At 59.4% G+C, this 26,486-nt stretch carries 22 protein-coding genes; 19 read left to right on the forward strand and 3 right to left on the reverse strand.

What is annotated here, in order from left to right; all coding sequences use genetic code 11:
• Nucleotides 1–14: 14 nt before the first annotated feature.
• The 18 genes from JNB88_RS05115 to JNB88_RS05200 all read left to right on the forward strand — a co-directional run bounded on the left by JNB88_RS05115 (nt 15) and on the right by JNB88_RS05200 (nt 20,237).
• Entirely contained in the window at nt 15–1,148 is a 1,134-nt protein-coding gene (locus tag JNB88_RS05115; RefSeq protein ID WP_220354516.1) for an NADH-quinone oxidoreductase subunit E, read from the forward strand.
• An 11-nt stretch (nt 1,149–1,159) separates the two neighbouring features.
• Complete coding sequence (gene nuoF / locus JNB88_RS05120) at nt 1,160–2,464, forward strand: NADH-quinone oxidoreductase subunit NuoF (protein ID WP_037127328.1); 1,305 nt, start codon at nt 1,160–1,162, stop codon at nt 2,462–2,464.
• 5 nt (nt 2,465–2,469) lie between these two features.
• A complete protein-coding gene (locus tag JNB88_RS05125; RefSeq protein ID WP_220354517.1) occupies nt 2,470–3,096 on the forward strand; it encodes a 5' DNA nuclease in 627 nt (208 codons plus the stop codon).
• A gap of 218 nt (nt 3,097–3,314) precedes the next feature.
• A complete protein-coding gene (gene nuoG / locus JNB88_RS05130) occupies nt 3,315–5,396 on the forward strand; it encodes an NADH-quinone oxidoreductase subunit NuoG (protein WP_220354518.1) in 2,082 nt (693 codons plus the stop codon).
• A gap of 12 nt (nt 5,397–5,408) precedes the next feature.
• On the forward strand, nt 5,409–6,452 hold the full coding sequence (gene nuoH / locus JNB88_RS05135) for an NADH-quinone oxidoreductase subunit NuoH (protein WP_037127333.1): 1,044 nt from the start codon (nt 5,409–5,411) through the stop codon (nt 6,450–6,452).
• A gap of 40 nt (nt 6,453–6,492) precedes the next feature.
• Entirely contained in the window at nt 6,493–6,984 is a 492-nt protein-coding gene (gene nuoI, locus JNB88_RS05140; protein ID WP_037127335.1) for an NADH-quinone oxidoreductase subunit NuoI, read from the forward strand.
• Nucleotides 6,985–7,125: 141 nt separating this feature from the next.
• Entirely contained in the window at nt 7,126–7,740 is a 615-nt protein-coding gene (locus tag JNB88_RS05145) for an NADH-quinone oxidoreductase subunit J (protein WP_220354519.1), read from the forward strand.
• A 29-nt stretch (nt 7,741–7,769) separates the two neighbouring features.
• Nucleotides 7,770–8,078 carry an NADH-quinone oxidoreductase subunit NuoK gene (gene nuoK / locus JNB88_RS05150; protein ID WP_037127340.1) on the forward strand — a complete coding sequence of 103 codons (309 nt, stop codon included), beginning with the start codon at nt 7,770–7,772 and terminating at the stop codon, nt 8,076–8,078.
• Nucleotides 8,079–8,084: 6 nt separating this feature from the next.
• Nucleotides 8,085–10,082, forward strand: coding sequence for an NADH-quinone oxidoreductase subunit L (gene nuoL, locus JNB88_RS05155; RefSeq protein ID WP_220354520.1), 1,998 nt, complete (start codon nt 8,085–8,087; stop codon nt 10,080–10,082).
• Nucleotides 10,082–11,593 carry an NADH-quinone oxidoreductase subunit M gene (locus JNB88_RS05160; RefSeq protein ID WP_220354521.1) on the forward strand — a complete coding sequence of 504 codons (1,512 nt, stop codon included), beginning with the start codon at nt 10,082–10,084 and terminating at the stop codon, nt 11,591–11,593. The genes nuoL and JNB88_RS05160 overlap by 1 nt, the downstream gene beginning before the upstream one ends.
• A gap of 18 nt (nt 11,594–11,611) precedes the next feature.
• Complete coding sequence (gene nuoN, locus JNB88_RS05165) at nt 11,612–13,057, forward strand: NADH-quinone oxidoreductase subunit NuoN (RefSeq protein WP_220354522.1); 1,446 nt, start codon at nt 11,612–11,614, stop codon at nt 13,055–13,057.
• Nucleotides 13,057–13,821, forward strand: a complete 765-nt coding sequence (locus tag JNB88_RS05170) for a biotin--[acetyl-CoA-carboxylase] ligase (protein WP_220354523.1) — start codon at nt 13,057–13,059, stop codon at nt 13,819–13,821. Before nuoN ends, JNB88_RS05170 begins: the two co-directional genes overlap by 1 nt.
• 17 nt (nt 13,822–13,838) lie before the next feature.
• Nucleotides 13,839–15,509 (forward strand): ribonuclease J, encoded by a 1,671-nt coding sequence (locus tag JNB88_RS05175; protein WP_220354524.1) that lies wholly within the window; start codon nt 13,839–13,841, stop codon nt 15,507–15,509.
• Nucleotides 15,510–15,512: 3 nt separating this feature from the next.
• Nucleotides 15,513–15,917, forward strand: a complete 405-nt coding sequence (gene mce, locus JNB88_RS05180) for a methylmalonyl-CoA epimerase (protein WP_220354525.1) — start codon at nt 15,513–15,515, stop codon at nt 15,915–15,917.
• Nucleotides 15,918–16,030: 113 nt separating this feature from the next.
• A complete protein-coding gene (locus JNB88_RS05185; RefSeq protein ID WP_037128167.1) occupies nt 16,031–16,312 on the forward strand; it encodes a DUF1467 family protein in 282 nt (93 codons plus the stop codon).
• 577 nt (nt 16,313–16,889) lie between these two features.
• The gene (gene proS, locus JNB88_RS05190) at nt 16,890–18,212 is read left to right on the forward strand and encodes a proline--tRNA ligase (protein ID WP_220354526.1); all 1,323 of its coding nucleotides are present in this window, start codon (nt 16,890–16,892) and stop codon (nt 18,210–18,212) included.
• Nucleotides 18,213–18,228: 16 nt separating this feature from the next.
• Nucleotides 18,229–19,539, forward strand: coding sequence for a lipoprotein-releasing ABC transporter permease subunit (locus tag JNB88_RS05195; RefSeq protein WP_220354527.1), 1,311 nt, complete (start codon nt 18,229–18,231; stop codon nt 19,537–19,539).
• 14 nt (nt 19,540–19,553) lie between these two features.
• Nucleotides 19,554–20,237 carry an ABC transporter ATP-binding protein gene (locus tag JNB88_RS05200; protein ID WP_037127361.1) on the forward strand — a complete coding sequence of 228 codons (684 nt, stop codon included), beginning with the start codon at nt 19,554–19,556 and terminating at the stop codon, nt 20,235–20,237.
• Here the strand turns inward: JNB88_RS05200 and JNB88_RS05205 are convergent, their stop codons facing one another.
• Both JNB88_RS05205 and JNB88_RS05210 read right to left on the reverse strand, forming a co-directional pair.
• Nucleotides 20,238–20,702: a DUF5680 domain-containing protein gene (locus tag JNB88_RS05205; protein WP_220354528.1), complete on the reverse strand. Its 465-nt coding sequence runs from the start codon at nt 20,700–20,702 to the stop codon at nt 20,238–20,240.
• Nucleotides 20,703–20,773: 71 nt separating this feature from the next.
• Nucleotides 20,774–21,358, reverse strand: coding sequence for a hypothetical protein (locus JNB88_RS05210; protein WP_220354529.1), 585 nt, complete (start codon nt 21,356–21,358; stop codon nt 20,774–20,776).
• A gap of 304 nt (nt 21,359–21,662) precedes the next feature.
• Here JNB88_RS05210 and dnaE point away from each other — a divergent pair, with 304 nt between their 5' ends.
• Nucleotides 21,663–25,160, forward strand: coding sequence for a DNA polymerase III subunit alpha (gene dnaE / locus JNB88_RS05215; RefSeq protein ID WP_220354696.1), 3,498 nt, complete (start codon nt 21,663–21,665; stop codon nt 25,158–25,160).
• A 2-nt stretch (nt 25,161–25,162) separates the two neighbouring features.
• On the opposite strand, the gene JNB88_RS05220 is transcribed toward dnaE, so the two are convergent.
• Nucleotides 25,163–26,398: a L,D-transpeptidase family protein gene (locus JNB88_RS05220; RefSeq protein WP_220354530.1), complete on the reverse strand. Its 1,236-nt coding sequence runs from the start codon at nt 26,396–26,398 to the stop codon at nt 25,163–25,165.
• Nucleotides 26,399–26,486: the final 88 nt, after the last annotated feature.

Raw genomic sequence — 26,486 nt, forward strand, 5'->3', positions numbered from 1 at the left:
AGGCGTGAGGAAGAATGTCCGTTCGTCGATTAGCCGAAGATCAATTCCAGCCTGCCGCGTTCGCCTTCAATGACGAGAACGCTGCTTGGGCGGATAAGACGATCCAGAAATATCCCGAAGGCCGTCAGCAATCCGCGGTTATCCCGCTGTTGATGCGAGCACAGGAACAGGATGGTTGGGTCACGCGCCCGGCGATCGAAAAGATCGCCGACATGCTCGACATGGCTTACATCCGTGTTCTCGAGGTCGCGACCTTCTATACGCAGTTCCAACTGAACCCTGTTGGCACGCGCGCGCATATCCAGGTGTGCGGCACGACACCGTGCATGCTGCGCGGCTCGGAAAGCCTGATGGCGGTCTGCAAGAGCAAGATCCATCATCATCCCTTCGAGCGAAACGCCGAGGGTACGCTTTCCTGGGAAGAAGTCGAATGTCTCGGGGCCTGCGTCAATGCCCCGATGGTCATGATCGGCAAGGATACCTACGAGGACCTGACCCCGGAACGTCTCGAACAGATCATTGATACGTTCGAAGCCGGAAATGGTGCGAGCATCACGCCAGGCCCGCAGATCGATCGCCACTTCTCGTCGCCAGAAGGCGGTCCGACGACGCTGACCGATGACGATTCGAAGGCAAAGAAGGCGCCTGCGAAGAAGGCTGTCGCTGAAGCTGCGACGGCAAAGGTCGATGCCGCACCGGTTCCGCCGTCTGAAGCTGCGCGCCCGAAGAGCACCGATGCTGAGACCAACCCCGCGCTGAAGACGCCGGTAACGGCACCAAAGGCTGCGGCGAAAAACGTGAAGGCTGTCGAAGAGCAGGCAGTTGCGGCTCCTGTCACTGCTGCCGAAACCGGAAAGCCCTCGCTCACCGACAAGAACCGCCCGGCAGGCATCGACAAGCCTGAGACGCCTGACGATCTGAAGATGATCTCCGGTGTTGGCCCCAAGATCGAATCGACGCTGCACGAGATCGGCATCTTTACCTTCGCGCAGGTTGCGAGCTGGAAGAAGGCCGAACGTGAATGGGTCGACGGTTACTTGAATTTCAAGGGCCGTATCGAGCGCGACGATTGGGTCAAGCAGGCCAAGGCGCTCGCCAAGGGCGGCGAAGCGGAATATATCAAGGTCTTCGGTAAGAAGCCGCGGTAAGAAGGTGAAGCATGTTACAAGATAAAGACCGCATCTTTACCAACATCTACGGCCTCAAGGACAAGTCTCTGAAGGGCGCGATGAGCCGCGGCCACTGGGACGGCACCAAGCAGATTCTCGAAAAGGGTCGCGATTGGATCATCAACGAGATGAAGGCTTCGGGTCTTCGCGGACGTGGCGGCGCAGGCTTCCCGACCGGCCTCAAGTGGTCGTTCATGCCGAAGGAATCCGACGGTCGTCCGCATTACCTCGTCGTGAATGCTGACGAGTCGGAGCCTGGCACCTGCAAGGACCGCGATATCATGCGCCACGATCCGCATACGCTGATCGAAGGCTGCGTTATCGCGAGTTTCGCCATGGGTGCGAACGCTGCCTACATCTACGTTCGCGGCGAATACATCCGCGAGCGTGAAGCGCTGCAGGCCGCCATTGACGAGTGCTATGACTACGGCCTGCTCGGCAAGAATAACAAGCTCGGCTATCCCATCGACATCTACGTCCATCATGGCGCCGGCGCCTACATCTGCGGTGAAGAAACCGCGCTGCTTGAAAGCCTTGAAGGCAAGAAGGGCCAGCCGCGCCTGAAGCCGCCGTTCCCGGCGAACATGGGTCTCTACGGCTGCCCGACGACCGTGAACAACGTCGAGTCGATCGCCGTTGCTCCGACCATCCTGCGTCGTGGCGCCGGCTGGTTCTCGTCGATCGGTCGTCCGAACAACGTCGGCACCAAGCTCTTCATGCTCTCCGGCCACGTCAACAAGCCGTGCACTGTTGAAGAAGAGATGGGCATCACCTTCCGTGAACTCGTCGATCGCCATGCCGGCGGCATTCGCGGCGGCTGGGACAACCTTCTCGCGGTCATTCCCGGCGGCGCATCGTGCCCGATCGTTCCGGCCAAGGACATCATCGACTGCCCGATGGACTTCGACGGCCTGCGTGCTGTCGGTTCGTCTTTCGGCACCGCAGCCGCGATCGTCATGGACAAGTCCACCGACGTCATCAAGGCGATTGCCCGTATCTCGGCCTTCTTCAAGCATGAGAGCTGCGGCCAGTGCACGCCGTGCCGCGAAGGTACGGGCTGGATGTGGCGCGTCATGGAGCGCATGGCCAAGGGCAATGCGCAGAAGCGCGAAATCGACATGCTGTTCCAGGTCACCAAGCAGATCGAAGGCCACACCATCTGTGCGCTCGGCGATGCTGCCGCATGGCCGGTGCAGGGGCTGATCCGGAATTTCCGTCCGGAGATCGAAGCGCGTATCGACCAATATACGGCAAGCGCGCTGGATCACGGTGCGGTTCTCGAGGCTGCAGAGTAGGGCTGATGACGAAGGCGCCTGACAGCACTGACAAGGAAGGAGCGGCTGATTTTTCGGCCGACTTCGGCCGTCTTGCTGCCGAGATGCTGGAGAATGCCCGTGCGCTGCCGATGCCGTCTGCGATGGTCAATCCGGCGGCGGCAATGGCTGCGGCGACCGCGATTGGCTTCGGCTTTTCGACCCAGATGGCAGGCGCTTTCTTTGGAGCACTGCAAGGCGCGCTTGATGCGACGAGCAAGCTGGCGGCGGTTCTTGATGAGACACCACCTGATGAAGGCAAACCTGAGGTAGAGGTCCGGCCGGAAAACATTCGCCCGTCGCCGATCAAGAACACGAATGCCGAAGTCAAGCTCGCAGTTGTTCCGCTGAAGAAACCAGACGTAAAGCCTGCGGTGGTTACAAAGCCCGCGTCCCGCGTCCGGAAGGCCGACGATCTGAAGCAGATCTCCGGTATTGGCCCGAAGATTGAGCAGGTCTTGAATGCCAAGGGTATTCGCTCCCTTGCTGTCATTGCTGGATGGTCTGACGAGGATGTGGCGCGGGTCGATGCTGAGCTCGGCTTCGACGGGCGCGTGGCTCGTGATGGCTGGGTAGCGCAGGCAAAGGCGCTCGCCGGGCGCAAACGGAAGTAGTTTTTCGGCCGGAAGGCCGGAGCAAGGTCAAGGCTGAACAGTGAAGGGCAGGGGCCCTGCACTGCTGACGCCAAAGCTGATCCCGGGTCTCGGGATGAGCAGAGAATTTGAGCGACACCGATGCCAACGGGATAGGAAATCCGGCCTGGCAGCGGAATTGTTGCAAGAATGGGTTTGTTTGCCGCAATCCGGCAAACGCGAAACAGGACTGAGTGACGATGGCAAAACTGAAGATTGACGGTAACGAGATCGAAGTTCCGGATCATTTCACGCTGCTGCAGGCGTGCGAGGAAGCCGGTGCTGAAGTTCCGCGCTTCTGCTTCCATGAGCGCCTTTCGGTTGCCGGCAACTGCCGCATGTGCCTCGTTGAGGTGAAGGGTGGTCCGCCGAAGCCGCAGGCATCTTGCGCCATGGGCGTCCGCGATATCCGCGGCGGCCCGAACGGCGAACTGCCCGAGGTTTTCACCAATACGCCGATGGTCAAGAAGGCCCGCGAAGGCGTGATGGAATTCTTGCTGATCAACCATCCGCTGGATTGCCCGATCTGCGACCAGGGTGGCGAATGTGACCTGCAGGACCAGGCGATGGCCTTCGGTATCGACAGCTCGCGCTATCAGGAAGACAAGCGCGCCGTCGAAGACAAGTACATTGGGCCGCTCGTCAAGACGGTCATGAACCGCTGCATCCACTGCACGCGCTGCGTCCGCTTCACGACCGAAGTGGCCGGCATTTCCGAACTCGGCCTGATCGGCCGCGGCGAGGATGCCGAGATCACCACCTATCTCGAGCAGGCGATGACCTCGGAGCTGCAGGGCAACGTCGTTGACCTTTGCCCGGTTGGCGCCCTGACCTCGAAGCCCTTCGCCTTCACGGCTCGCCCGTGGGAACTGAACAAGACCGAATCGATCGACGTCATGGACGCGCTCGGCTCTGCCATCCGCGTTGATACGCGTGGCCGCGAAGTCATGCGCGTGCTGCCGCGCGTCAACGACCAGATCAACGAAGAGTGGATCTCCGACAAAAGCCGCTTCATCTGGGATGGCCTGAAGACGCAGCGTCTCGATCGTCCGTATGTCCGCAAGGACGGCCGTCTGCAGGCTGCGACCTGGGGCGAAGCCTTCGGCGCCATCAAGGCCGCTGTTTCGGCAACGAGCGGCGACAAGATCGGCGCGATCGCAGGCGATCTCGCATCCGTCGAAGAAATGTACGCTCTGTCTGAGCTGGTTAAGTCGCTCGGTTCCGAGAACCTCGACTGTCGCCAGGATGGGACGGCACTTGATCCGTCGCTCGGTCGCGCAAGCTACGTCTTCAACCCGACGATCGAAGGCATCGAGCAGGCAGATGCGCTGCTGATCATCGGCGCAAACCCGCGCTTTGAAGCTGCAGTCCTCAACGCCCGCATCCGCAAGCGCTGGCGTCGTGGCAATTTCCCGATCGGTGTGATCGGTGAAGCAGGCGAACTGCGTTATGACTACGAATATCTCGGTGCCGGCCCGGACACCCTGAAGGATCTCGTCGACGGCAACCATGCCTTCGCGAAGGTTCTGACCAATGCCAAGAAGCCGATGATCCTTATCGGCCAGGGCGCGCTGTCGCGCGCTGATGGTGCTGGCGTTCTCGCAAGCGCTGCAAAGCTTGCAGGCACTGTGGGTGCGGTTGTCGACGGCTGGAACGGCTTTGCCGTCCTCCACACCGCGGCATCGCGCGTCGGCGGCCTCGACCTCGGCTTCGTGCCGGGCGAAAAGGGCGTCAATGCTGCGGACATGCTGGCGTCTATGGACGTGCTCTTCCTGCTCGGCGCCGATGAACTCGATTTCGCAGCCAAGAAGGCAAAGCTGACGGTCTACGTCGGTTCGCACGGTGACAACGGCGCACACAATGCCGACGTCATCCTGCCAGCCGCCGCCTACACCGAAAAGTCCGGCACCTGGGTGAACACCGAAGGCCGCGTTCAGATGGGCAACCGCGCAGGCTTCGCGCCTGGCGACGCCCGCGAAGACTGGGCGATCATCCGTGCCCTTTCCGACGTGCTCGGCAAGAAGCTTCCGTTTGATTCGCTTGGCGAGTTGCGCGCGAAGCTCTACGCGGCGTTCCCGCATTTCGCGGCGCTTGACGAGATCGCCGAAAGCGACAGCGCCAAAATTGCCGCAGTTGCGAAAAAAGCCGGCAAGATGAACAAATCCGGGTTTGCGTCGCCGGTCAAAGACTTCTATTTGACGAACCCGATTGCGCGCGCTTCGGCAGTGATGGCCGAGTGCTCGGCATTGGCCCGCAACAACTTCAAAGTCGCGGCAGAGTAAGGGCAGGGGACTATGGATTCGTTTGTTTCAACTTATGTCTTGCCTGGCCTTCTCATGGTCGGTCAGTCGCTTCTCGTCCTTGTCTGCCTGCTCGTCTTCATCGCCTACATTCTGTTGGCCGACCGCAAGATCTGGGCCGCGGTCCAGCTGCGTCGTGGTCCGAATGTGGTGGGTCCTTGGGGTCTTTTCCAGTCCTTCGCCGACCTTTTGAAGTTCGTCTTCAAGGAGCCGATCATTCCGGCCGGCGCCAACAAGGCCGTGTTCCTCCTGGCTCCGCTGGTAACGGTGCTTCTGGCTCTCTCCACCTGGGCCGTCGTGCCCTTCGCGGATGGCTGGGTCATCGCCAATATCAACGTCGGCATTCTCTACATCTTTGCGATCTCGTCGCTTGAAGTGTACGGCATCATCATGGGCGGCTGGGCTTCGAACTCGAAATATCCGTTCCTCGGTGCGCTTCGTTCCGCCGCGCAGATGGTTTCCTACGAAGTCTCCATCGGCTTCGTCATCGTCACTGTTCTGCTCTGCGTCGGTTCGTTGAACCTGACGGATATCGTTCACGCCCAGCAGGCCGGCCTCGGCACGCGCCTTGGTCTGCCGTCGTCATTCCTCGACTGGCACTGGCTGGCGCTGTTCCCGATGTTCATCATCTTCTTCATTTCGGCTCTGGCTGAAACGAACCGTCCGCCATTCGATCTTCCGGAAGCGGAATCGGAACTGGTTGCCGGCTTCATGGTCGAATACGGCTCCTCGCTCTACATGATGTTCATGCTCGGCGAATACGCAGCCATCGTTCTGATGTGCTCGCTGACGACGATCCTGTTCCTCGGGGGCTGGCTGCCGCCGGTCGATGTATGGTTCCTGAACTGGGTACCGGGCGTCATCTGGTTCATGCTGAAGTCGTGCCTGGTGTTCTTCATGTTTGCGATGGTCAAGGCATTTGTCCCGCGCTATCGCTACGACCAGCTGATGCGCCTCGGCTGGAAGGTATTCCTTCCGCTGTCGCTCGCCATGGTCGTTATCGTTGCATTCGTGCTGAAGCTGACGGGTTGGGCATGATCATGCCGGCCCTCGTTTCAAGCAATATTGGAGGTTGAAGATGGCAGGCTTGTCCAACGCGGTCAGCTCGCTGTTCCTGAAGGAATTCGTCAGTGCGTTCTGGCTGACCTTCCGGTACATTTTTAAGCAGAAGGCAACGGTCAACTACCCGTTCGAGAAGGGACCGGTCAGCCCGCGCTTCCGCGGCGAGCACGCACTGCGTCGTTATCCGAACGGCGAAGAGCGCTGCATCGCCTGCAAGCTGTGTGAGGCCATCTGTCCTGCACAGGCGATCACCATCGAAGCCGGCCCGCGCCGCAACGATGGCACGCGCCGTACCGTTCGTTACGACATCGACATGGTAAAGTGCATCTACTGCGGCTTTTGCCAGGAAGCATGCCCGGTCGACGCGATTGTCGAAGGTCCGAATTTCGAATTTGCAACGGAAACCCGCGAAGAACTGTACTTCGACAAGGCGCGGCTTCTGGAGAACGGCGATCGGTGGGAGCGCGAAATCGCGCGCAACATCGCGCTCGACGCTCCATACCGTTGATCGAAATTGAAATGCCGGTGGGCCGCCCAATGCGCGGCTTCCGGTCAACATGCACCGGAGTTTTGCCGGAGAATTCCGCGCGAAGCTTCATCGGGCAGGGAAACTCCCGGCTGCCCGGGGGAAGATGAAAAAGGCACCAACATGGGTCTGCAGGCTCTATTTTTCTATCTTTTCGCCTTTGTCGCGGTAGCGTCGGCGTTCATGGTCATCTGGTCGAAGAATCCGGTTCATTCGGTTCTCTTCCTGATCCTGGTTTTCTTCAATGCGGCCGGCCTCTTCCTGCTGCTCGGCGCCGAATTCCTGGCGATGATCCTGCTCGTCGTTTATGTCGGTGCGGTGGCCGTTCTCTTCCTCTTCGTCGTCATGATGCTCGACATCGACTTTACGGAATTGCGCGCAGGCGTGCTTGCCTACGCGCCGATTGGCGCAATTATCGGGTTGATCCTTGCTGCTGAGTTGATTGTCGTCGTTGGCGGCAGCGTCATCTCGCCTGAGATCGCCAAGACGGTCGCAATGCCGATCCCGGCGCTGAGCGAGCGCACGAACACCGCGGCGCTCGGCGACGTCCTCTATACGAATTATGTCTACTTCTTCCAGATCGCGGGTCTGGTGCTGCTCGTCGCAATGATCGGTGCGATCGTGCTGACGCTCAAGCATCGCCAGAACGTCAAGCGACAGAATATCGCCAACCAGGTTGCCCGCAATCCCAAGACCGCTGTCGAGGTGGTCAAGGTGAAGCCCGGGCAGGGCGTGTGAAGCAGGCGCGAGCTTAAGGAACAAATACAATGGTCATCGGACTTTCCCATTACCTGACGGTCAGCGCCATCCTCTTCACGCTCGGCGTCTTCGGTATCTTCCTGAACCGGAAGAACGTCATCGTTATCCTGATGTCGATCGAACTCATTCTCCTTGCGGTCAACATCAACATGGTCGCCTTCTCGTCGTTCCTCAACGATATCGTCGGCCAGGTTTTCGCATTGTTCGTTCTGACCGTGGCTGCAGCTGAAGCGGCTATCGGTCTTGCAATTCTCGTCGTCTTCTACCGCAACCGCGGCTCGATCGCTGTTGAAGACGTCAATATGATGAAGGGCTGAGGGCTCATGTTCTTATATAAAGCTATCGTCTTTCTTCCCCTGATTGGCGCGATCATTGCCGGCCTTTTCGGACGTGCGATCGGCGCCAAGGCATCGGAATACATTACATCGGGCCTGATGATCGTCGCCGCGGTGTTGTCGTGGTATGTCTTCATCACGGTTGGAATGGGTCACCACGAAGGCGGCCCGATCAAGGTGGAAGTCCTTCGCTGGATCCAGTCCGGCGGTATCGACGTTTCCTGGTCGCTGCGGGTAGACACGCTCACCTCCGTCATGCTGATCGTCGTCAACACGGTCTCGACACTCGTGCACGTCTATTCGATCGGATACATGCATCATGATCCGCATCGTCCACGCTTCTTCGCCTATTTGTCGCTCTTCACCTTCGCCATGCTCATGCTGGTGACTGCTGACAACCTTGCGCAGATGTTCTTCGGCTGGGAAGGCGTCGGTCTGGCCTCGTACCTGCTCATCGGCTTCTGGTTCAAGAAGCCGTCGGCGAATGCCGCTGCAATGAAGGCGTTCATCGTTAACCGTGTGGGCGACTTCGGCTTCATTCTCGGTATCGCGAGCGTCTTCGTATTGTTCGGTGCGATCAACTTCGACACGATCTTCGCCAATGCCGCGAGCTTTGCTCATGCAGAAGGTGGCGAGGGGCACGAGGTCGTTCTCAACCTCTTCGGCATGCACCTCGACAAGGCCGATGCGCTGACGGGCGCCTGCCTGCTGCTCTTCATGGGTGCGATGGGTAAGTCGGCGCAGTTCCTGCTGCACACCTGGCTGCCTGATGCCATGGAAGGCCCGACGCCGGTTTCGGCGCTCATTCATGCTGCAACCATGGTTACCGCAGGTGTCTTCCTGGTTGCCCGCATGTCGCCGCTGTTCGAACTGTCGCCGGATGCCCTGGTCGTCGTGACCGTTATCGGTGCGATCACTGCCTTCTTCGCAGCGACCGTCGGTCTGGTCCAGAACGACATCAAGCGCGTTATCGCCTATTCGACGTGCTCGCAGCTCGGCTACATGTTCGTGGCTCTCGGCGTCGGCGCTTATGGCGCGGCAATCTTCCACCTCTTCACGCACGCCTTCTTCAAGGCTCTGCTGTTCCTTGGCGCCGGCTCGGTGATCCACGCCGTCGATGGCGAACAGGACATGCGTTACATGGGTGGTCTGCGCAAGCACATCCCGGTGACGTTCTGGATGATGACGATCGGCACGCTGGCGCTGACCGGCGTCGGCATTCCGTTCACCCCGATCGGCTTTGCCGGCTTCTTCTCTAAGGACGTGATCATCGAGGCTGCTTACGCTGCGCATTCACCGGTCGCGGGCTTCGCCTTCACGCTTCTGGTCATCGCGGCGCTCTTCACCAGCTTCTACTCCTGGCGTCTTGCGTTCCTGACGTTCTTCGGTCAGCCGCGCGCTTCGCACGAAGTCATGCACCATGTTCATGAATCGCCGCAGGTCATGCTGGTTCCGCTCTATATTCTTGCAGCGGGAGCAGTTCTTGCGGGCGTCCTCTTCGAAGGTCGCTTCTATGGCGAGGAGTATGCCGAGTTCTGGAAGGGTGCGCTCTTCACGTCGGAACACAATGAGCTGCTGGAGCACTTCCATCACGTTCCGGCTTGGGTTGCACTGAGCCCGTTCATTGCCATGCTCGTTGGCTTCGTGACAGCCTGGTACATGTATATCAAGTCGCCCTCGACGCCGCGTGTTCTCGCGCAGCAGCACCGGGTCCTTTACCAGTTCCTGCTCAACAAGTGGTACTTCGACGAGCTGTACGACTTCCTGTTCGTACGCAGCGCCAAGGCGCTCGGCCGGTTCCTGTGGAAGAAGGGTGATGTCGGCGTTATCGACACCTATGGCCCGAACGGCATTGCTGCCCGCGTCGTCGACGTCACCAACCGCGTGGTCCGTCTGCAGACGGGTTACCTCTATCACTACGCGTTCGCCATGCTGATCGGCATCGCAGCGCTTGTTACCTGGATGATGCTCGGGAGTTCCTTCTGATGACCGATTGGCCTATTCTTTCAACGGTCACCTTCCTGCCGCTCGTCGGCGTGGTGCTCCTGCTTTTGATGAACGAGAACGGCCCGAACGGCCGCCGCAACGTGCTCAACATCTCGTTGATCACGACCGTTGTGACCTTCGTTCTTTCGCTCTTCATCTGGGCCGGCTTCGACAATGCGAACCCGGGTTTCCAGATGATCGAGAAGCATGGCTGGCTCGGCACGGGTATCGGTTATCATGTCGGCGTCGACGGCATCTCGATGCTGTTCGTCATCCTGTCGACCTTCCTGATGCCCTTCTGCGTGCTGGCGAGCTGGCTCTCGATCGAGAAGCGCCTGAAGGAATACATGATCGCCTTCCTGATCCTGGAAGTGATGATGGTCGGCGTGTTCGTTTCGCTCGATATCGTGCTCTTCTACGTGTTCTTTGAAGCCGGTCTCATTCCGATGTTCCTCATCATCGGCGTTTGGGGCGGCAAGGATCGCGTCTATGCAAGCTACAAGTTCTTCCTCTATACGCTGCTCGGTTCGGTTCTGATGCTGCTCGCCATCATGGCGATGTACTGGCAGGCCGGCACGACGGACATTCAGGCGCTATTGGCCTACAAGTTCCCGCCACAGATGCAGACCTGGCTCTGGCTTGCCTTCTTCGCGTCGTTTGCGGTGAAGATGCCGATGTGGCCGGTTCACACCTGGCTGCCCGACGCGCACGTTCAGGCGCCGACGGCAGGCTCGGTCATCCTGGCTGGCGTGCTTCTGAAGCTCGGTGGCTATGGCCTGATCCGCTTCTCGCTCGGCATGTTCCCGGTTGCCTCCGAGTTCTTCGCGCCGCTCGTCTTCGCAATGTCGGTAATCGCCATCATCTACACGTCTCTCGTGGCGCTGATGCAGGACGACATCAAGAAGCTGATCGCCTATTCGTCGGTTGCCCACATGGGTTACGTTACGATGGGCATCTTCGCAGCCAACTCGCAGGGCCTTCAGGGTTCGATCTTCCAGATGCTGTCGCACGGCATCGTATCGGGTGCTCTCTTCCTTTGCGTCGGCGTTGTCTACGACCGTACTCATACCCGCGAGATCGCGGCCTATGGTGGTCTGGTCAACAATATGCCGAAGTACGCTGTTGCTTTCATGGTCTTCACCATGGCGAACGTCGGTTTGCCCGGTACGTCCGGTTTCATTGGTGAATTCCTGACCCTGATCGGCGTTTTCCGCGTCAACAGCTGGGTCGCGCTGTTCGCAGCAACGGGCGTCATCCTCTCCGCCGGTTATGCCCTCTGGCTCTATCGCCGGGTCATTTTTGGCGCGCTCGACAAGGAAAAGCTCAAGGCGTTGCTCGACCTTTCGCCGCGTGAACAGCTGATCCTCTATCCGATGGTCGCACTGACGATTTTCTTCGGCGTCTATCCGGCTCCGGTGTTCGACGCGACCGCCGCGTCTGTCGACCAGCTGGTTAATAGCTATTCGGCCGCAGTCCAGGCAGCGCATGATGTTGCGCTGTCGATGAAATGATGACGGGACTTTTGGGACATGACCTCTGAAACTATTCTCGCAAGCCTGCATCTTTCCATACCGGAGCTGATCCTCGCGGTCGGCGCACTGGTGCTACTTATGATCGGCGTTTTCTCGGGAGAGCGCTCCGGCCGGATGGTCAGCGTTCTCGCGATCATCGTGCTGGCTGCTGCCGCCCTATGGCTTATCTTCGTTCCGAGCGAAGGCCTTGCCTATGGCGGCGTCTTCCTTTCGGACGGCTTTGGCCGCTTCATGAAGATCACGGCGCTGATCGGCTCGATCGTGGCACTCTTCATGTCGCTGGGGCTTGCCAAGGAAAACCAGCTCGACAAGTTCGAGTTCCCGGTTCTCATCGTGCTCTGCACGCTCGGCATCCTGTTGATGATCTCGGCCAACGACCTCATCTCGCTCTACCTTGGCCTCGAACTGCAGTCGCTGGCAATCTACGTCGTCGCTGCGATCAACCGTGACAGCGTCAAGTCAACGGAAGCTGGCCTCAAGTACTTTGTGCTTGGTGCACTCTCCTCCGGTATGCTGCTCTATGGCATGTCGCTGGTCTATGGCTTCACGGGCCACACCCAGTTCGCGGCGATTGCCCAGGCGCTGACCGTTGAAGGGGCTCGCTCGCTTGGCCTTATCTTCGGCCTCGTGTTCATTCTGGCTGGTATCGCCTTCAAGATCTCCGCTGTTCCATTCCATATGTGGACGCCGGATGTTTACGAAGGCGCGCCGACCCCGGTTACGGCTTTCCTTGCCAGCGCTCCGAAGGTGGCGGCCATGGCGATGATGACCCGTATCGTCATCAGTGCCTTCCAGCCGGTTCTGGCTGATTGGCAGCAGGTCGTGGTGTTCATTTCGATCGCCTCCATGCTGCTTGGTTCCTTCGCCGCAATCGGCCAGAAGAATATCAAGCGACTGATGGCCTACTCGTCGATCGGTCACATGGGTTACGCGCTGGTGGGCCTTGCCTCGGGCACGCAGACCGGTGTCTCGGGTGTCATGCTTTACATGGTCATCTACATGGTCATGACGCTCGGCAGCTTTGCGATCATCATGTCGATGCGTCGCAAGGACGGCACTGTCGTCGAGGAGGTGAACGACCTCGCCGGCCTGTCCTCCACAAATCCGTTCATGGCGACGGTGCTGACGATCCTGATGTTCTCGCTGGCCGGTATCCCGCCGCTCGCAGGCTTCTTCGCGAAGTACTTCGTGTTTGTTGCAGCCATCGAGGCGAAGCTCTACGCGCTCGCCATCATCGGCGTGCTCGCGTCGGTGGTTGGCGCCTACTACTACCTCCGCGTCATCAAGCTGATGTGGTTCGATGAGGCGACCGGCGAGTTTGCTCGCGTGTCTGGTTCGCTGCGTCTGGTCTTCGGCATCTCCGGCCTCTTCGTTCTCGCCTATGTACTCATCGGCGGTCCGATCGGCGGTGCGGCCGAGCTCGCCGCTGCGACGTTGTTCTGATGAACTCTGCGGCACGGCGCCGGATCTCGCTTGACGATTTCCGGCACGAGGCACTGTCGGAGACGTCGTCCACCAATAGCGAATGCCTTGCCCGTGCGCGGGCAGGGGACCGCGGTCTCCTCTGGGTGACTGCGGAAAAGCAGACCGGCGGCCGGGGCCGCCGGGGACGCCCCTGGGTGTCCGAAAGAGGGAACCTCTACGCGTCGCTCCTCCTTATGGACCCGGCATCCATGCAGCGTCTCGGTTCGTTGCCGCTAGCGATTGCGGTGGCGGTTCACCAGGCCGTGCGTCAGGTGCTGCCGCATACTTCCGAGCCGCTGGAAGTGAAATGGCCCAACGATATCCTGATTGGCCGGAAAAAGACCTGCGGCATTCTTGTCGAGGGCGAAGCCTTGTCGGACGGACGCTATGCGCTCGTGATCGGGATTGGCATCAATGTGGCCTTCATGCCCGACAACCCGCTCTATCCGGTGACATGTCTGCGCGAGCAGGGCAGCTCCGCGTCGCCCGAAGAGGTTTTCGCACATCTCTTCCAGTCGATGGCCGAGGTGTTGCAGGCATGGGACCGCGGGCATGGGGTGCGCGAAATTACCGAGCGATGGCGTAAAGTCGCTTGTGGTATCGGGGAAAAGATAACCGTGAACCTGCCGGACCGGTCGATTTCCGGCCACTTCGCCGGAATTGATGATAATGGCCTGTTGATGCTCGATACTGGGGCAGGCAGGATGATGACGATCGCCGCCGGCGATGTCTTCTTTGGTTGATTGGAAAAAAGAATAATATGGCGAAGCAGGACGAATTGGTATTTCTGCCGTTGGGCGGCGTTGGCGAGATCGGGATGAATCTCGCCCTTTACGGCTACGGCCCGCCCGACCACCGCCAGTGGATCATGGTCGATTGCGGAGTCACCTTCCCAGGACCGGACCTGCCCGGCGTTGATCTCGTTCTACCAGATATTCGCTATCTTGCCAGCGAACGGAAGAGCCTGAAGGCGATCTTCATCACCCACGCGCACGAAGACCACTATGGCGCGCTTGCCGATCTTTGGCCCGGCCTGAATGTACCGGTCTATGCCTCGGCCTTCACGGCTGGATTGCTGGAGGCGAAGCGCAACTTCGAGAAGTCGGCCATCGGCGAAATTCCGATCACGCTGTTCACCGCCGGCGACACCGTCAATGCCGGCCCCTTCAGCGTCGAAGGCGTGGCCGTCAACCATTCCATCCCGGAGCCGATGTCGCTGGTGATCCGCACACCGCTCGGCAACGTGATCCACACGGGCGATTGGAAGATCGACCACGAACCCTCCCTCGGCCCGTTGACGGACGAGACGCGTTTCCGCCAGCTGGGCGACGAAGGCGTGCTGGCGCTGATGTGCGATTCCACCAATGCGCTTCGAGATGGTGTTTCGCCATCGGAAAAGGACGTCTCGGAAAGCCTGCGCAAGATTATCGAGAATGCGGAAGGGCGCGTGGCGGTGACGACATTCTCGTCGAATGTCGGCCGGATTCGCACGGTGGCGGAGGCAGCCGAAGCTGCCGGCCGCGAGGTCCTTCTGCTCGGTAGTTCGCTCAAGCGCGTCGTTGATGTTTCGCGCGATATCGGCCTGATGGAGGGTATCAAGCCGTTCATCTCCGAAGATGAGTACGGCTATATCCCGCGCGACAAGGTGGTGGTCATCCTCACCGGCAGCCAGGGCGAGCCGCGGGCGGCCCTTGCCAAGCTGTCGCGCGACGAGATGCGGAATGTGGCGCTCGCCGCCGGCGATATCGTCGTGTTTTCTTCCCGCGCGATTCCGGGCAACGAAAAGGCGATCCAGGATATCAAGAACGGCCTCATCGAACAGGGCGTGCACGTGATTACCGACAGTGAGGCTCTCGTCCACGTGTCCGGACATCCGCGCCGCAACGAGCTTCAGAAGATGTACGAGCTGACAAGGCCGAAGATCGTCGTGCCGGTGCACGGCGAGGCGACGCACCTCACAGCGCACAAGGAGCTGGCGGAGCAGTCAGGTATCTCGATCGTGCCGCGCGTTCGCAACGGCGATATTCTTCGCCTGGCCCCAGGCGCTGTCGAGGTGATCGATGAGGCGCCGCATGGCCGTATCTACAAGGATGGCGCGCTGATCGGCGATTTCGACGAGATGGGCATCGGCGAGCGCAAGAAGCTCTCCTATGTCGGCCATGTCGCCGTCAGCGTCGTGATCGACAGCCGCTACGATATGCTCGGCGATCCGGACCTGGTTGCGATCGGCCTCCCTGTCTACGATGACGAGGGCGACGAAATGGAAGATGCGCTCTATGATGCTGCAGTAGGCGCCATCGAGAGCATACCACGGGCGCGCCGGAAGGATCTGGACCTGCTGCAGGAATCGGTTCGCCGCGCGATCCGCGCGACAGCGAACCAGATCTGGGGGAAAAAACCAGTGGTCACCGTCTTCGTTACAAAGGTCTGACGAATGCTCGGCCGGGTAAATCACGTTGCAATCGCTGTTCCCGATCTTGCGGCCGCAAGCGCCGCATATCGGGATACACTGGGAGCGAGCGTGTCAGCCCCGCAGGGCTTGCCGGAGCATGGTGTCACCGTCGTCTTCGTCGAGTTGCCGAATACGAAGGTCGAGTTGCTTGAGCCACTGGGAGCGGATTCGCCAATTGCCGCTTTCCTTGACAAGAACCCGTCTGGCGGAATGCATCACATCTGCTACGAAGTCAGTGATATCCTTTCGGCCCGTGATCATTTGATTCAGAACGGCGCAAGAGTGCTTGGCAACGGCGAACCCAAGATTGGCGCCCATGGAAAGCCAGTGCTCTTCCTCCATCCGAAGGATTTCTTCGGCACCCTGATCGAACTCGAGCAGGTCTGATCTGCCCGCGTCAGAACGACCCAGGTCCAGAAAATCTCGGCAAGTGGCTCAAGCTGGCTTTGAGTTAGTGGCTCTTCTGGCTTATAAGCACGGCAAACTAGCGGGACATGCAGATGCTGCAGACATTCTTACAGGGCTTCGCCGTCTACTTTATCGTGTGGTGGATCACCCTCTTTGCCGTCCTCCCGATCGGACTGCGTACCCAGGCAGAAGATAATGATATTGTCTTGGGCACCGTGCACAGTGCGCCGACGCGGTTCCGGCCCCTGTTTGTCTTCTCGATGACAACCGTGATTTCTGCCGCCATCTATGCGCTTTGGTATGTGGCGTCGAATTACTTCGGCTGGGGCTTTGACGCCTTGCCACAGATCGGTCCCTCGTTCTCGAACGTCTAAGAGCGTTTGCCCAGTTTTTGGGCGGATGCCGAGGTGTGCTGTCACACAGATGTCATCAAGTTAAGGCATGGAAGTGCCGCAACGTAATACCGACGTTGCGTTACGGCAGGTAAAGGTTTTTCAAGTGTTTCTCGGGGTAGCGAAAAGCAAAAAAAAAACAAGGCTGAAAGCCTTGTTTTAAGTATCGCGTGATCCTTATCCGTTGCCGGGGCTGCGACAAGCGCGCCTAAGATCTGATCCTCCCAAGACTTGACCGCGAAATCGGCAAGGATTTGAACTCCCTGCCTGTTTTGTGGGCTAAAACTAGCTCAAAGAATGGGCTTTGTCATCAGGTTTTTTTGCATTTTTGCTACACTCTAGCAATTTTTTTCTGTTGATAAGAATTTCGTACAAACCATTATAATTCCGCCGTTTTCTTACTTTGTGTGCTTCGCCAGTGCGAACTTGCTTCAGCGGGAGGTCGCTGGAACCCGTCGCGGGTTTCTTTCCTTTCGCGAAGCAGATATGAACTCTGCCAATATTTGTGATCGCCTTCGATTCCGCGACTTGCGGGATCTCAACCGCTCTGGAATTCGCCATGCGCCTTTCTCGCTATTTCATGCCCATCCTCAAGGAAAATCCCAAGGAGGCGGAGATCGTCTCCCATAGGCTCATGTTGCGTGCCGGCATGATCCGGCAGCAGTCACAGGGGATCTATTCCTGGTTGCCGCTCGGAAAGCGCGTTCTCGACAAGGTGAACAACATCATACGCGAGGAGCAGAACCGCGCCGGCGCAATCGAGCTGTCGATGCCGACGCTGCAGTCAGCCGAGCTTTGGCAGGAAAGCGGTCGTTATGATGCCTATGGCAAGGAGATGCTGCGCATTAAGGATCGCCAGGATCGCCCGATGCTGTATGGCCCGACGAACGAGGAAATGGTCACGGATATCTTCCGGTCCTACGTGAAGTCCTACAAGAGCCTGCCGCTCAACCTGTATCATATCCAGCTGAAATTCCGCGACGAGATCCGCCCGCGTTTCGGCACCATGCGTTCGCGCGAGTTCATGATGAAGGATGCTTATTCCTTCGACCTTACGCGCGAAGGTGCGGAGCATTCCTACAACAAGATGTTTACTGCCTACCTGCGCACGTTCGACCGCCTCGGCTTGCGTGCTATTCCGATGCGCGCCGATACCGGCCCGATCGGCGGCAATCTCAGCCACGAGTTCATCATCCTGGCAGAGACTGGCGAGTCCGAAGTGTTCTGCCACAAGGACTTCGTGAATTTCGACATCCCGGCTGACGATACCGACTTCGACAGCGTCGAGGGCCTGAGGGCTGTCTTCGACAAGTGGACATCGCTCTATGCAGCCACATCCGAGATGCATGACGAAGCCGCATTCAATGCTGTTTCGGAAGGCGACCGGCTTTCCGCGCGCGGCATCGAAGTGGGCCATATCTTTTACTTCGGCACCAAGTATTCGGAGCCGATGGGCGCGAAGGTGCAGGGGCCCGATGGCAAGGAACACACTGTCCACATGGGTTCCTACGGGATTGGCCCGACCCGCCTTGTTCCCGCCATCATCGAGGCATCGCATGATGAGAACGGAATCATCTGGCCGGCGTCGGTGGCGCCGTTCGATGTTGTCGTGATCAACATGAAGGCAGGCGATGCGGCGTGTGATGCGGCTTGCGAGAAGATCTATGCGGCGCTCTCCAACGCCGGCAAGGATGTCCTCTACGACGATACCGACGACCGTGCCGGGACCAAATTCGCGACCGCCGACCTGATCGGCGTTCCGCTGCAGATCATTGCCGGCCCGCGTGCGGTCGCGAGCGGCGAAGTCGAAGTGAAGGACCGCAAGACGGGCGCCCGCGAAACGATGACAATCGACGCGGCGATCAACAAGCTCTTGGGCTGAGAAGGCAGGAGGAAAAATGGCAGATGCAGCGGTGAGCCAGCAGCAGGGTTCTAAATCCGGCTTGGCGCCGGCCGGCCGGCCATTTTCCGCCTTCGAACGGCTTGTGGCGTGGCGCTATCTGCGCGCCCGCCGAAAGGAGGCGTTCATTTCGGTGATCGCCGGCTTTTCCTTCATCGGCATCATGCTGGGTGTTGCCACGCTCATCATCGTTATGGCTGTGATGAACGGCTTTCGCACGGAGCTCATTTCCCGCATTCTCGGCATCAACGGTCACATGATCGTTCAGCCGGTCGATTCCCCGTTCAACGACTATGCGGCCCTGACCGACAGGCTCGCCGCCGTACCGGGAATCAAGCTGGCTCTGCCGCTTGTCGAGGGCCAGACGCTCGCCTCCGGGCAAGGCGGCGCAGGCACAGGCGCGCTGGTCCGCGGCATCCGACCGGAAGACCTGGAGAAGGTGAAGACCGTCTCGGGCAACATCAAGTCCGGCGATCTTGTCGGCTTTGCCGCCGGACAGGGCGTCCTAGTCGGGTCGCGTATGGCCGAACAGCTCGGCCTCCAAGCGGGCGACAATATCACGCTGGTGTCACCAGAGGGTGACGTCACGCCGATGGGTATCAACCCACGGGTCAAATCTTACAAGGTATCGGGCATCTTTGAGATCGGCATGTCGGAGTACGACGCGACGATCATCTACATGCCCCTCGAGGAGGCCCAGCTCTATTTCAATACGGATGGGCTGGTTCAATCCATCGAGCTCTTCGTCGACAATCCCGACGAGATCGACAGCATGCGACCGAAGGTGGAGGCAGCAGCCGGTCGTCAGATCGCGATCACCGACTGGCGCCAACGTAACCAGACCTTCTTCTCTGCGCTGCAGGTCGAGCGGAACGTCATGTTCATGATCCTGACGCTCATCGTGCTCGTTGCTGCGCTGAACATCATTTCCGGCCTTATTATGCTGGTGAAGGACAAGAGCAGCGATATCGCCATCCTGCGCACGATGGGCGCAAGCTCCGGCGCGATCATGCGCATCTTCTTCATGACGGGTGCGGCGATCGGTGTCGTGGGCACGCTCGCCGGGGTGCTTCTCGGCGTCATCGTCTGCATCAACATTGAGAAAATCCGCGAGTTTTTCTCCTGGGTCTCGGGCACCGTGCTGTTTGACCCGCAACTTTATTTCCTCAGCCAGTTGCCCGCCGAAATGAGCCTCAGGGAGACACTCTCTGTCGTCATCATGGCGCTGACACTGTCCTTCCTCGCGACCATCTTCCCGGCATGGCGAGCCTCCAAGCTCGATCCCGTGCAGGCCCTGCGCTACGAATAAGGAATGCTCTGTTCATGAAGCGGAATACCGTTCTCAAGCTTTCCGGCGTCGAGCGCCACTATGGCCAGGGCGAGACACTGCTCTCTATCCTCAAGGGTGCCGACTTTACGCTGAACAGCGGTGAAATCGTTGCGCTCGTAGCTCCATCAGGTACAGGCAAATCGACGCTGCTTCACGTTGCCGGTTTGCTGGAGCACCCCGATGGCGGCGAGGTGATCATCAACGGCAATGCCTGCGATGGCTTGCCGGACGATAAGCGTACGGCAATTCGGCGCAGCGAAATTGGCTTTGTCTATCAGTTTCACCACCTGCTGCCGGAATTCTCCGCGATCGAGAACATCATGATGCCGCAGATGATCGCCGGTCTGCCGCGCAAGGAAGCGAAAGAGCGGGCGGCTCAGTTGCTTGACTACATGCGGATCGGCCATCGCGGCGCCCATCGCCCCGGAGAACTTTCGGGTGGCGAGCAGCAGCGCGTGGCGATTGCACGCGCCGTCGCCAATGCGCCAAGTCTGCTGCTCGCGGATGAGCCGACGGGCAACCTTGATCCTGAAACCGCAAGCTATGTTTTTGATGCCTTGGAAGCGCTGGTGCGTCAATCCGGTCTGGCAGCGTTGATCGCAACCCACAATCACGAACTCGCCGGTCGTATGGACCGGCGTGTCACGATCGCCGATGGCAAAGTCGTGGATTTCTGATCAGGGACGGACGAGACCGCCACGATAGTCCAGTTCGTAGGCTCTGCGTTCGTTCACGACAATCACTTCGCGACCGCTGAAGTGGCTGCAGTCGCCAGTGCTTTGGTCGGCATAGAAACCGAACGGATGCTCGAGCTCCATTCCGCCGAGGAAGCGTCGATAGTCCGCGTACATTTTTGACAGGGCCGCCTTGATAACAATGCCCGCTCGTTCTCCGTCGATCAGCGAGTGCTCGACAATGCGTCCGAAGTAGTTCATCGCCCAGACTGGTTCGTCGCTCAGCCAGACCACTTCCTGCCCGGCGAAATCGGTTCCACCAAAGTAACTGTCGAGATAGCGCCACGGGCCGCGCCGGTAGGCGATGTCGTGTGATCCCGTCCGACAGGCAGGCGCAGGGCGTCCACCGCCCACATAGGTCGCGGCCTTCGCCTCGACGATGAAACTGTCCAATGCGGCAAGATTCATGGCCCGTCGCCTCCTGGTTGACAGCGTCTCAGCAATGTCGCCAGATGTAAAGAACAAAATGAGAACAATGGCTATTGGCCGCAGATCGCCTGCCCTGTGTCATCGTCCCACTGGGCGATCCGGATGACGCGCGGCTCGGCTTTGGTCGTCTTGCCGTTCTTCAGCAAATTGCCTGTCAGAGCATTGTAGTCGCACGAGCCGCCGGCATTGGGATCGAGCGTGTCATAGTGATTATATGTGTAGCCGGCCACGACGAACTCCTTGTTGCGGTAGGCGAGGGTGAGTGTCTGGTCCCATCGCTCGCGGCCGACAGCGCTGTTTTGCGAGTGAATGGCGATCGAGGACTTGCCAGCCGCCTTGATCGAAGGTTCCTGGCCAAACACTCCGTCGGCACCGGTGCTGCTCCAAATCTTGTTGGGTGCACTCAGCGAGAGTCTCAGCAGTTCGTGGTCGCTGTCGCGAAGATAGATGTAGATACCGATCTGATCGTCGCCATTGCTGTCTTGTGGCGCGACAAGCAGCGCGAGATCGGTCCGTCCGTCGCTATCCCAATCCCCTGTGGCCGCATCGACGATGCGCGCGGGGTCGATCTGGTCGGCCATCGCGGTAAATGCCGCCGACAGAGCCACTCCGGCAATTAATACAAACTTAAACATGCTTTTCTCCCGTCGCCATGCCGTCAGCAGAGCGGAAAAGAATCCTGTTGACAATAGAACAATGAGAGAACAAATTAAAAACATAAGAGAACAGGAGCGCCAAATGACTGACATGATCCGTGATATCGCAGCATTCACCTCCATCGCAATGTTCGTTGCCAGCTTCTCGCTGATCTGCATGGCAATGTAAGAATTCCGGGGACCGCATGGCTGCCATGCGGTCCGAACGCAATCGCTTGTCTGGACATCGACCCCTCAATGCTGAGAATAGACCTGATTGAATCAGGTGATTGAAAGGCATGTCATGGCGGGTGGGGAGAAGGACGCGGAAAGCGGTTTCATCGGCGGTACGCCGGGCTTCGTTCACCTGCGGGTCCACTCGGCCTATTCGTTGCTTGAGGGCGCGCTGCCACTCAAGAAGATCCTCTACAAGGCATCGGGCGATAGCCAGCCAGCTATCGCCATTACCGACACCAACAATCTTTTCGTCGCTCTCGAGTTCTCACAGAAAGCGATGGATGAGGGCTTGCAGCCGATCATCGGCTGTCAGGTCTCGATCGATATGGAAGACGGTCTGGAGACGGAAAGGCGCGGCGGCCAGCAGGCGCTCGTCAAGTTCCCGTCGCTAGTGCTCTTGGCAGCCACGGACGCCGGCTATGAGCGGCTCGTGGATCTCGTCAGTCGCGCCTACCTTGGCGGCGAGGGGAATGGCTCGATTCATATTCGGTCCTCGTGGCTCGATGAGATCGGGACGGACGGCCTGATCGCGTTGACCGGAGCCTCGACGGGGCCGATCGACATGGCAATCAAGGACGGGCACGCGGCGCAGGCCGAGGCGCGTCTTCTGCTGCTGAAGCGCCATTTCGGCGATCGGCTCTATGTCGAGCTGCAGCGCCACGGCACCTATGACAAGCGCCACGAGCAGAAGATCATCGGCCTCGCATACGAGCATGACCTGCCGCTGGTTGCCACCAACGAAGCGTTTTTCCCGACTCGTGAGGACTATGACGCGCACGACGCCCTGATGGCCGTCGCTCATAACGCCATCGTCTCGGATGATACGCGTTTCCGCCTGACGCCAGATCACTATCTGAAAAGCCGCGCCGAGATGGCAAAGCTTTTCTCCGATCTGCCGGAAGCGCTGGAAAACACCATCGAGATTGCCCGGCGCTGCTCCTTCATCCTGAAGACGCGCAAGCCGATCCTGCCACGGTTCACCGGCGCCACGGCCGATCCTGAGGAAGCGGAGCGCGAGGAAGCGCTCGAACTGCGCCGGCAGGCGGAGGAGGGGCTGGACAATCGCCTCGGCACGCTCGGCCTGTCTCCAGGCTATGAGGAGAAGGATTACCGCGAACGGCTGGAATTCGAGCTCAGCGTTATCGAGCGCATGAAGTTCCCCGGCTACTTCCTCATCGTTTCGGACTTCATCAAATGGGCAAAGCAGCATGACATTCCGGTCGGTCCGGGCCGCGGTTCGGGCGCGGGGTCGCTCGTCGCTTACGCACTGACGATCACCGACGTCGATCCGCTGCGCTTCTCGCTCCTCTTCGAACGCTTCCTCAATCCGGAACGTGTTTCGATGCCCGACTTCGATATCGACTTCTGCCAGGATCGCCGCGAAGAGGTGATCCGCTACGTGCAGCGAAAATACGGGCGCGAACAGGTCGCGCAGATCATCACCTTCGGTTCGCTGCAGGCGCGTGCGGCATTGCGCGACGTCGGCCGTGTGCTGGAGATGCCTTACGGTCAGGTCGACAAGATCTGCAAGCTGGTACCGAACAATCCGGCCAACCCGACGCCGCTGTCAAAGGCGATCGAGGAAGAACCGAAGCTGCAGGAGGAGGCCGACAAGGAGCCCGTCGTTGCCCGCCTGCTCGATATCGCGCAGAAGATCGAAGGTCTCTACCGCCACGCATCGACGCACGCTGCCGGTATCGTCATCGGTGACCGCCCGCTGTCCAAGCTAGTGCCGATGTACCGCGATCCGCGCTCCGACATGCCAGTCACCCAGTTCAACATGAAGTGGGTCGAGCAGGCCGGCCTCGTCAAATTCGACTTCCTCGGTCTGAAGACGTTGACCACGTTGAAGGTCGCCGTCGATTTCGTGGCCAAGCGCGGCATCAAGGTCGACCTTGCTTCGATCCCGCTCGACGACAAGCTGACCTACGAGATGCTCTCGCGCGGCGAAACCGTCGGCGTGTTCCAGGTGGAAAGTGCGGGCATGCGCAAGGCGCTGATCGGCATGCGGCCGGACTGCATCGAAGACATCATCGCGCTCGTGGCCCTCTATCGCCCGGGCCCGATGGAAAACATCCCGACCTACAACGCCCGCAAGCACGGGGAGGAGGAGATCGAGTCGATCCATCCGACGATCGACTATCTGCTCAAGGAAACACAGGGCGTTATCGTCTACCAGGAACAGGTGATGCAGATCGCCCAGGTGCTGTCGGGTTACTCGCTCGGCGAGGCCGACCTTCTGCGCCGCGCCATGGGTAAGAAGATCAAGGCGGAGATGGACCAGCAGCGCGAGCGCTTCGTCGTCGGTGCCGTGAAGAACGGCGTGTCGAAGCCGCAGGCCGACAACATCTTCGAACTGCTCGCAAAGTTCGCCAACTACGGCTTCAACAAGTCGCACGCTGCCGCCTACGCGATCGTCTCCTATCAGACGGCCTACATGAAGGCGCATTACCCGGTCGAGTTCCTCGCCGCGTCGATGACGCTCGATATGTCGAACACCGAAAAGGTCAACGACTTCCGCCAGGACGCCAAGCGCCTCGAGATCGAGGTGATCCCGCCGTCGGTGCAGACCTCGTTCCGCCACTTCGAGACCGGTGATAGCAGGATCTACTATGCGCTGGCCGCATTGAAGGGGGTCGGGGAATCTGCCGTCGATCATATCGTGGCGGTGCGTGGTGGCACGCCATTCGCGAGCCTGGAGGATTTCTGCCTGCGCATCGATCCCAAGCAGGTGAACCGTCGCGTGCTGGAGAGCCTGATCTTTGCCGGTGCTTTCGATTGCTTCGGGCTCGATCGCGCGCAACTGGCAGGTGGTCTCGACCGCATCATGGGCTATGCCCAGCGTGCGCAGGAAAACAAGCTGAGTGGCCAGTCGGACATCTTCGGAAGCGCTCTGTCGTCCGGCCCCGAGAAAATCTCGCTGCCGCCGTTCTCGCCGTGGCTGGCTTCAGAGAAACTGCTTAAGGAATTCCAGGTCCTTGGCTTTTACCTGACAGCGCATCCGCTCGACAGCTACCAGAGCATTCTGCAGAAGATGCGAGTGCAGACCTTTGCGGAGTTTTCGGCCGCGGTGAAGCAGGGAGCGAGCAACGGTCGCCTTGCGGGCACTGTCATTTCGAAGCAGGAACGCAAGACGCGAACCGGCAACAAGATGGGCATCATCGTGTTCTCGGATTCGTCGGGTCAGTTCGAAGCCGTGCTGTTTTCCGAGATGCTGAACCAGTATCGCGACGTGTTGGAGTCCGGAAAATCGTTCGTGATCACGGCGACCGGCGAGGAGCGGCCAGAAGGTATCGGCCTTCGCTTGCAGACGATTCAATCGCTCGAGGAGAAGTCTCTGCAGATGCAGAAGGCTCTTCGTGTCTATGTGCGCGATTCCGGGCCGCTTCGCGCCGTCGCGGCCCACCTGAATGCCAAGGGCGATGGCCTAGTCTCCTTCATCGTCATCAAGGAAGAGGGCAAGCGCGAGGTGGAGGTCGAGCTTCCGCAGAAGTATCGCATCACGCCCGAGATTGCCGCAGCGCTTCGCGCAGCACCCGGGGTCATCGACGTCGAGTTGGTCTGACCTCAGCCTTTTGTGACGGTGATGAAGTCGGTTCCTTTGCCGGTCTCGGTCCCGAGGCCGGTATCGGAGATCGTCAGCGTCGAGCCGGTGGTCAGCATGCTGTCGATCTTGCGCCGCGTTTCCTCGGGAATATCAATGCGGCTCAGGGCATTGGTAATTGGCGTGCCCGAGATGATCGAGCTTTCGAGACTGCTGATGCCGAGTCGCGTCATGGTCGCGCGCGACAGCGTGTCGGGAAGCGTCGCGCCCATCCAGTCCGCTGAGCCGGTTTCGAAATCGACGTTGTGGACAAAGAAGAAGTGCGTGCCGAGGGCAAGGCCAGGGTTTGCAATCGAGATCGGCGCCTCGAGAACAGGCTGAAAGCCTTGGCGGATCATGATGACACCGTTCGGCCGCGTACCCTTGTCGGCCGCGGCATAGACCGCCTTGATGAGCGCGTCACTCATTGGTGACTTGTCTGCGGTTGGCTCCACCGGATATCGCAATTTGAAATCGCTGATCGCCTGCAGCGTTGCCGATCCGAGCAAGCCGTCGGGTTCACCGACGACAAATCCGAGTTCATTCAGGTAGGTCTGGAGGTCAATGACTTCCTCGCGCTGACTGCGGCGTGTGATGAGAATGCGAATCGGCGTGTCGTTCGTGGGGGGGCTGGCTGCGCGGTTTTGGGCACTCGGTAGCGCGACGTCGTTCATCGCGACCTGAATAGGAGCCTGTCCTATGGCCGGTCTCAGTGCAGCGTCCGAAAGCAGCGCCGGGGGCTCGGGCATGTCCGGTCGGAAGAGAGTCGGATGATTGATCGGTTCCGGGGTTAATTCGGCGTCGGCAATGACAACCGGAACTCCCATCTGTGTCATGGTGTAGAGCTGCTTGGCGAAGGCAGCGGGCAGACGGACGCAGCCGTGTGATGCAGGATAGTTCGGTACCGAGTCCGACTCGTGAAGCGCGATACCGGACCAGGTCAGCCTCTGCATGAAGGGCATGGGCGCCGCCGAGTAGAGGTTGGACTCGTGATACTTCCTTTTCTCGATGACGGAAAAGATGCCGCTTGGCGTGGTGTGGCCAGATTTACCCGTCGAGACCTTCGAGGTTGCGACGACGTCGGCGCCGTCATAGAGCGTGAGCGACTGCGCATCCTTCGATACGAAGATCTGCAGCGTACGTGCATCCGCCGCGAGCGCGGGGTGCACGAGTGCGGTGGCCGACAGCAAGCCGAGGCCGAAAACGAGACGCGACAACATATGACTCAACCGATACGCAATACTTGAAACGCCAGCCTAAGCGCCGAAGCTTAAGGAAAACTTGAAATACGGAGCCTTGCGGCTGGCT

It is taken from the genome of Rhizobium cauense, from assembly GCF_019511525.1.
Taxonomy (GTDB): domain Bacteria; phylum Pseudomonadota; class Alphaproteobacteria; order Rhizobiales; family Rhizobiaceae; genus Rhizobium; species Rhizobium cauense.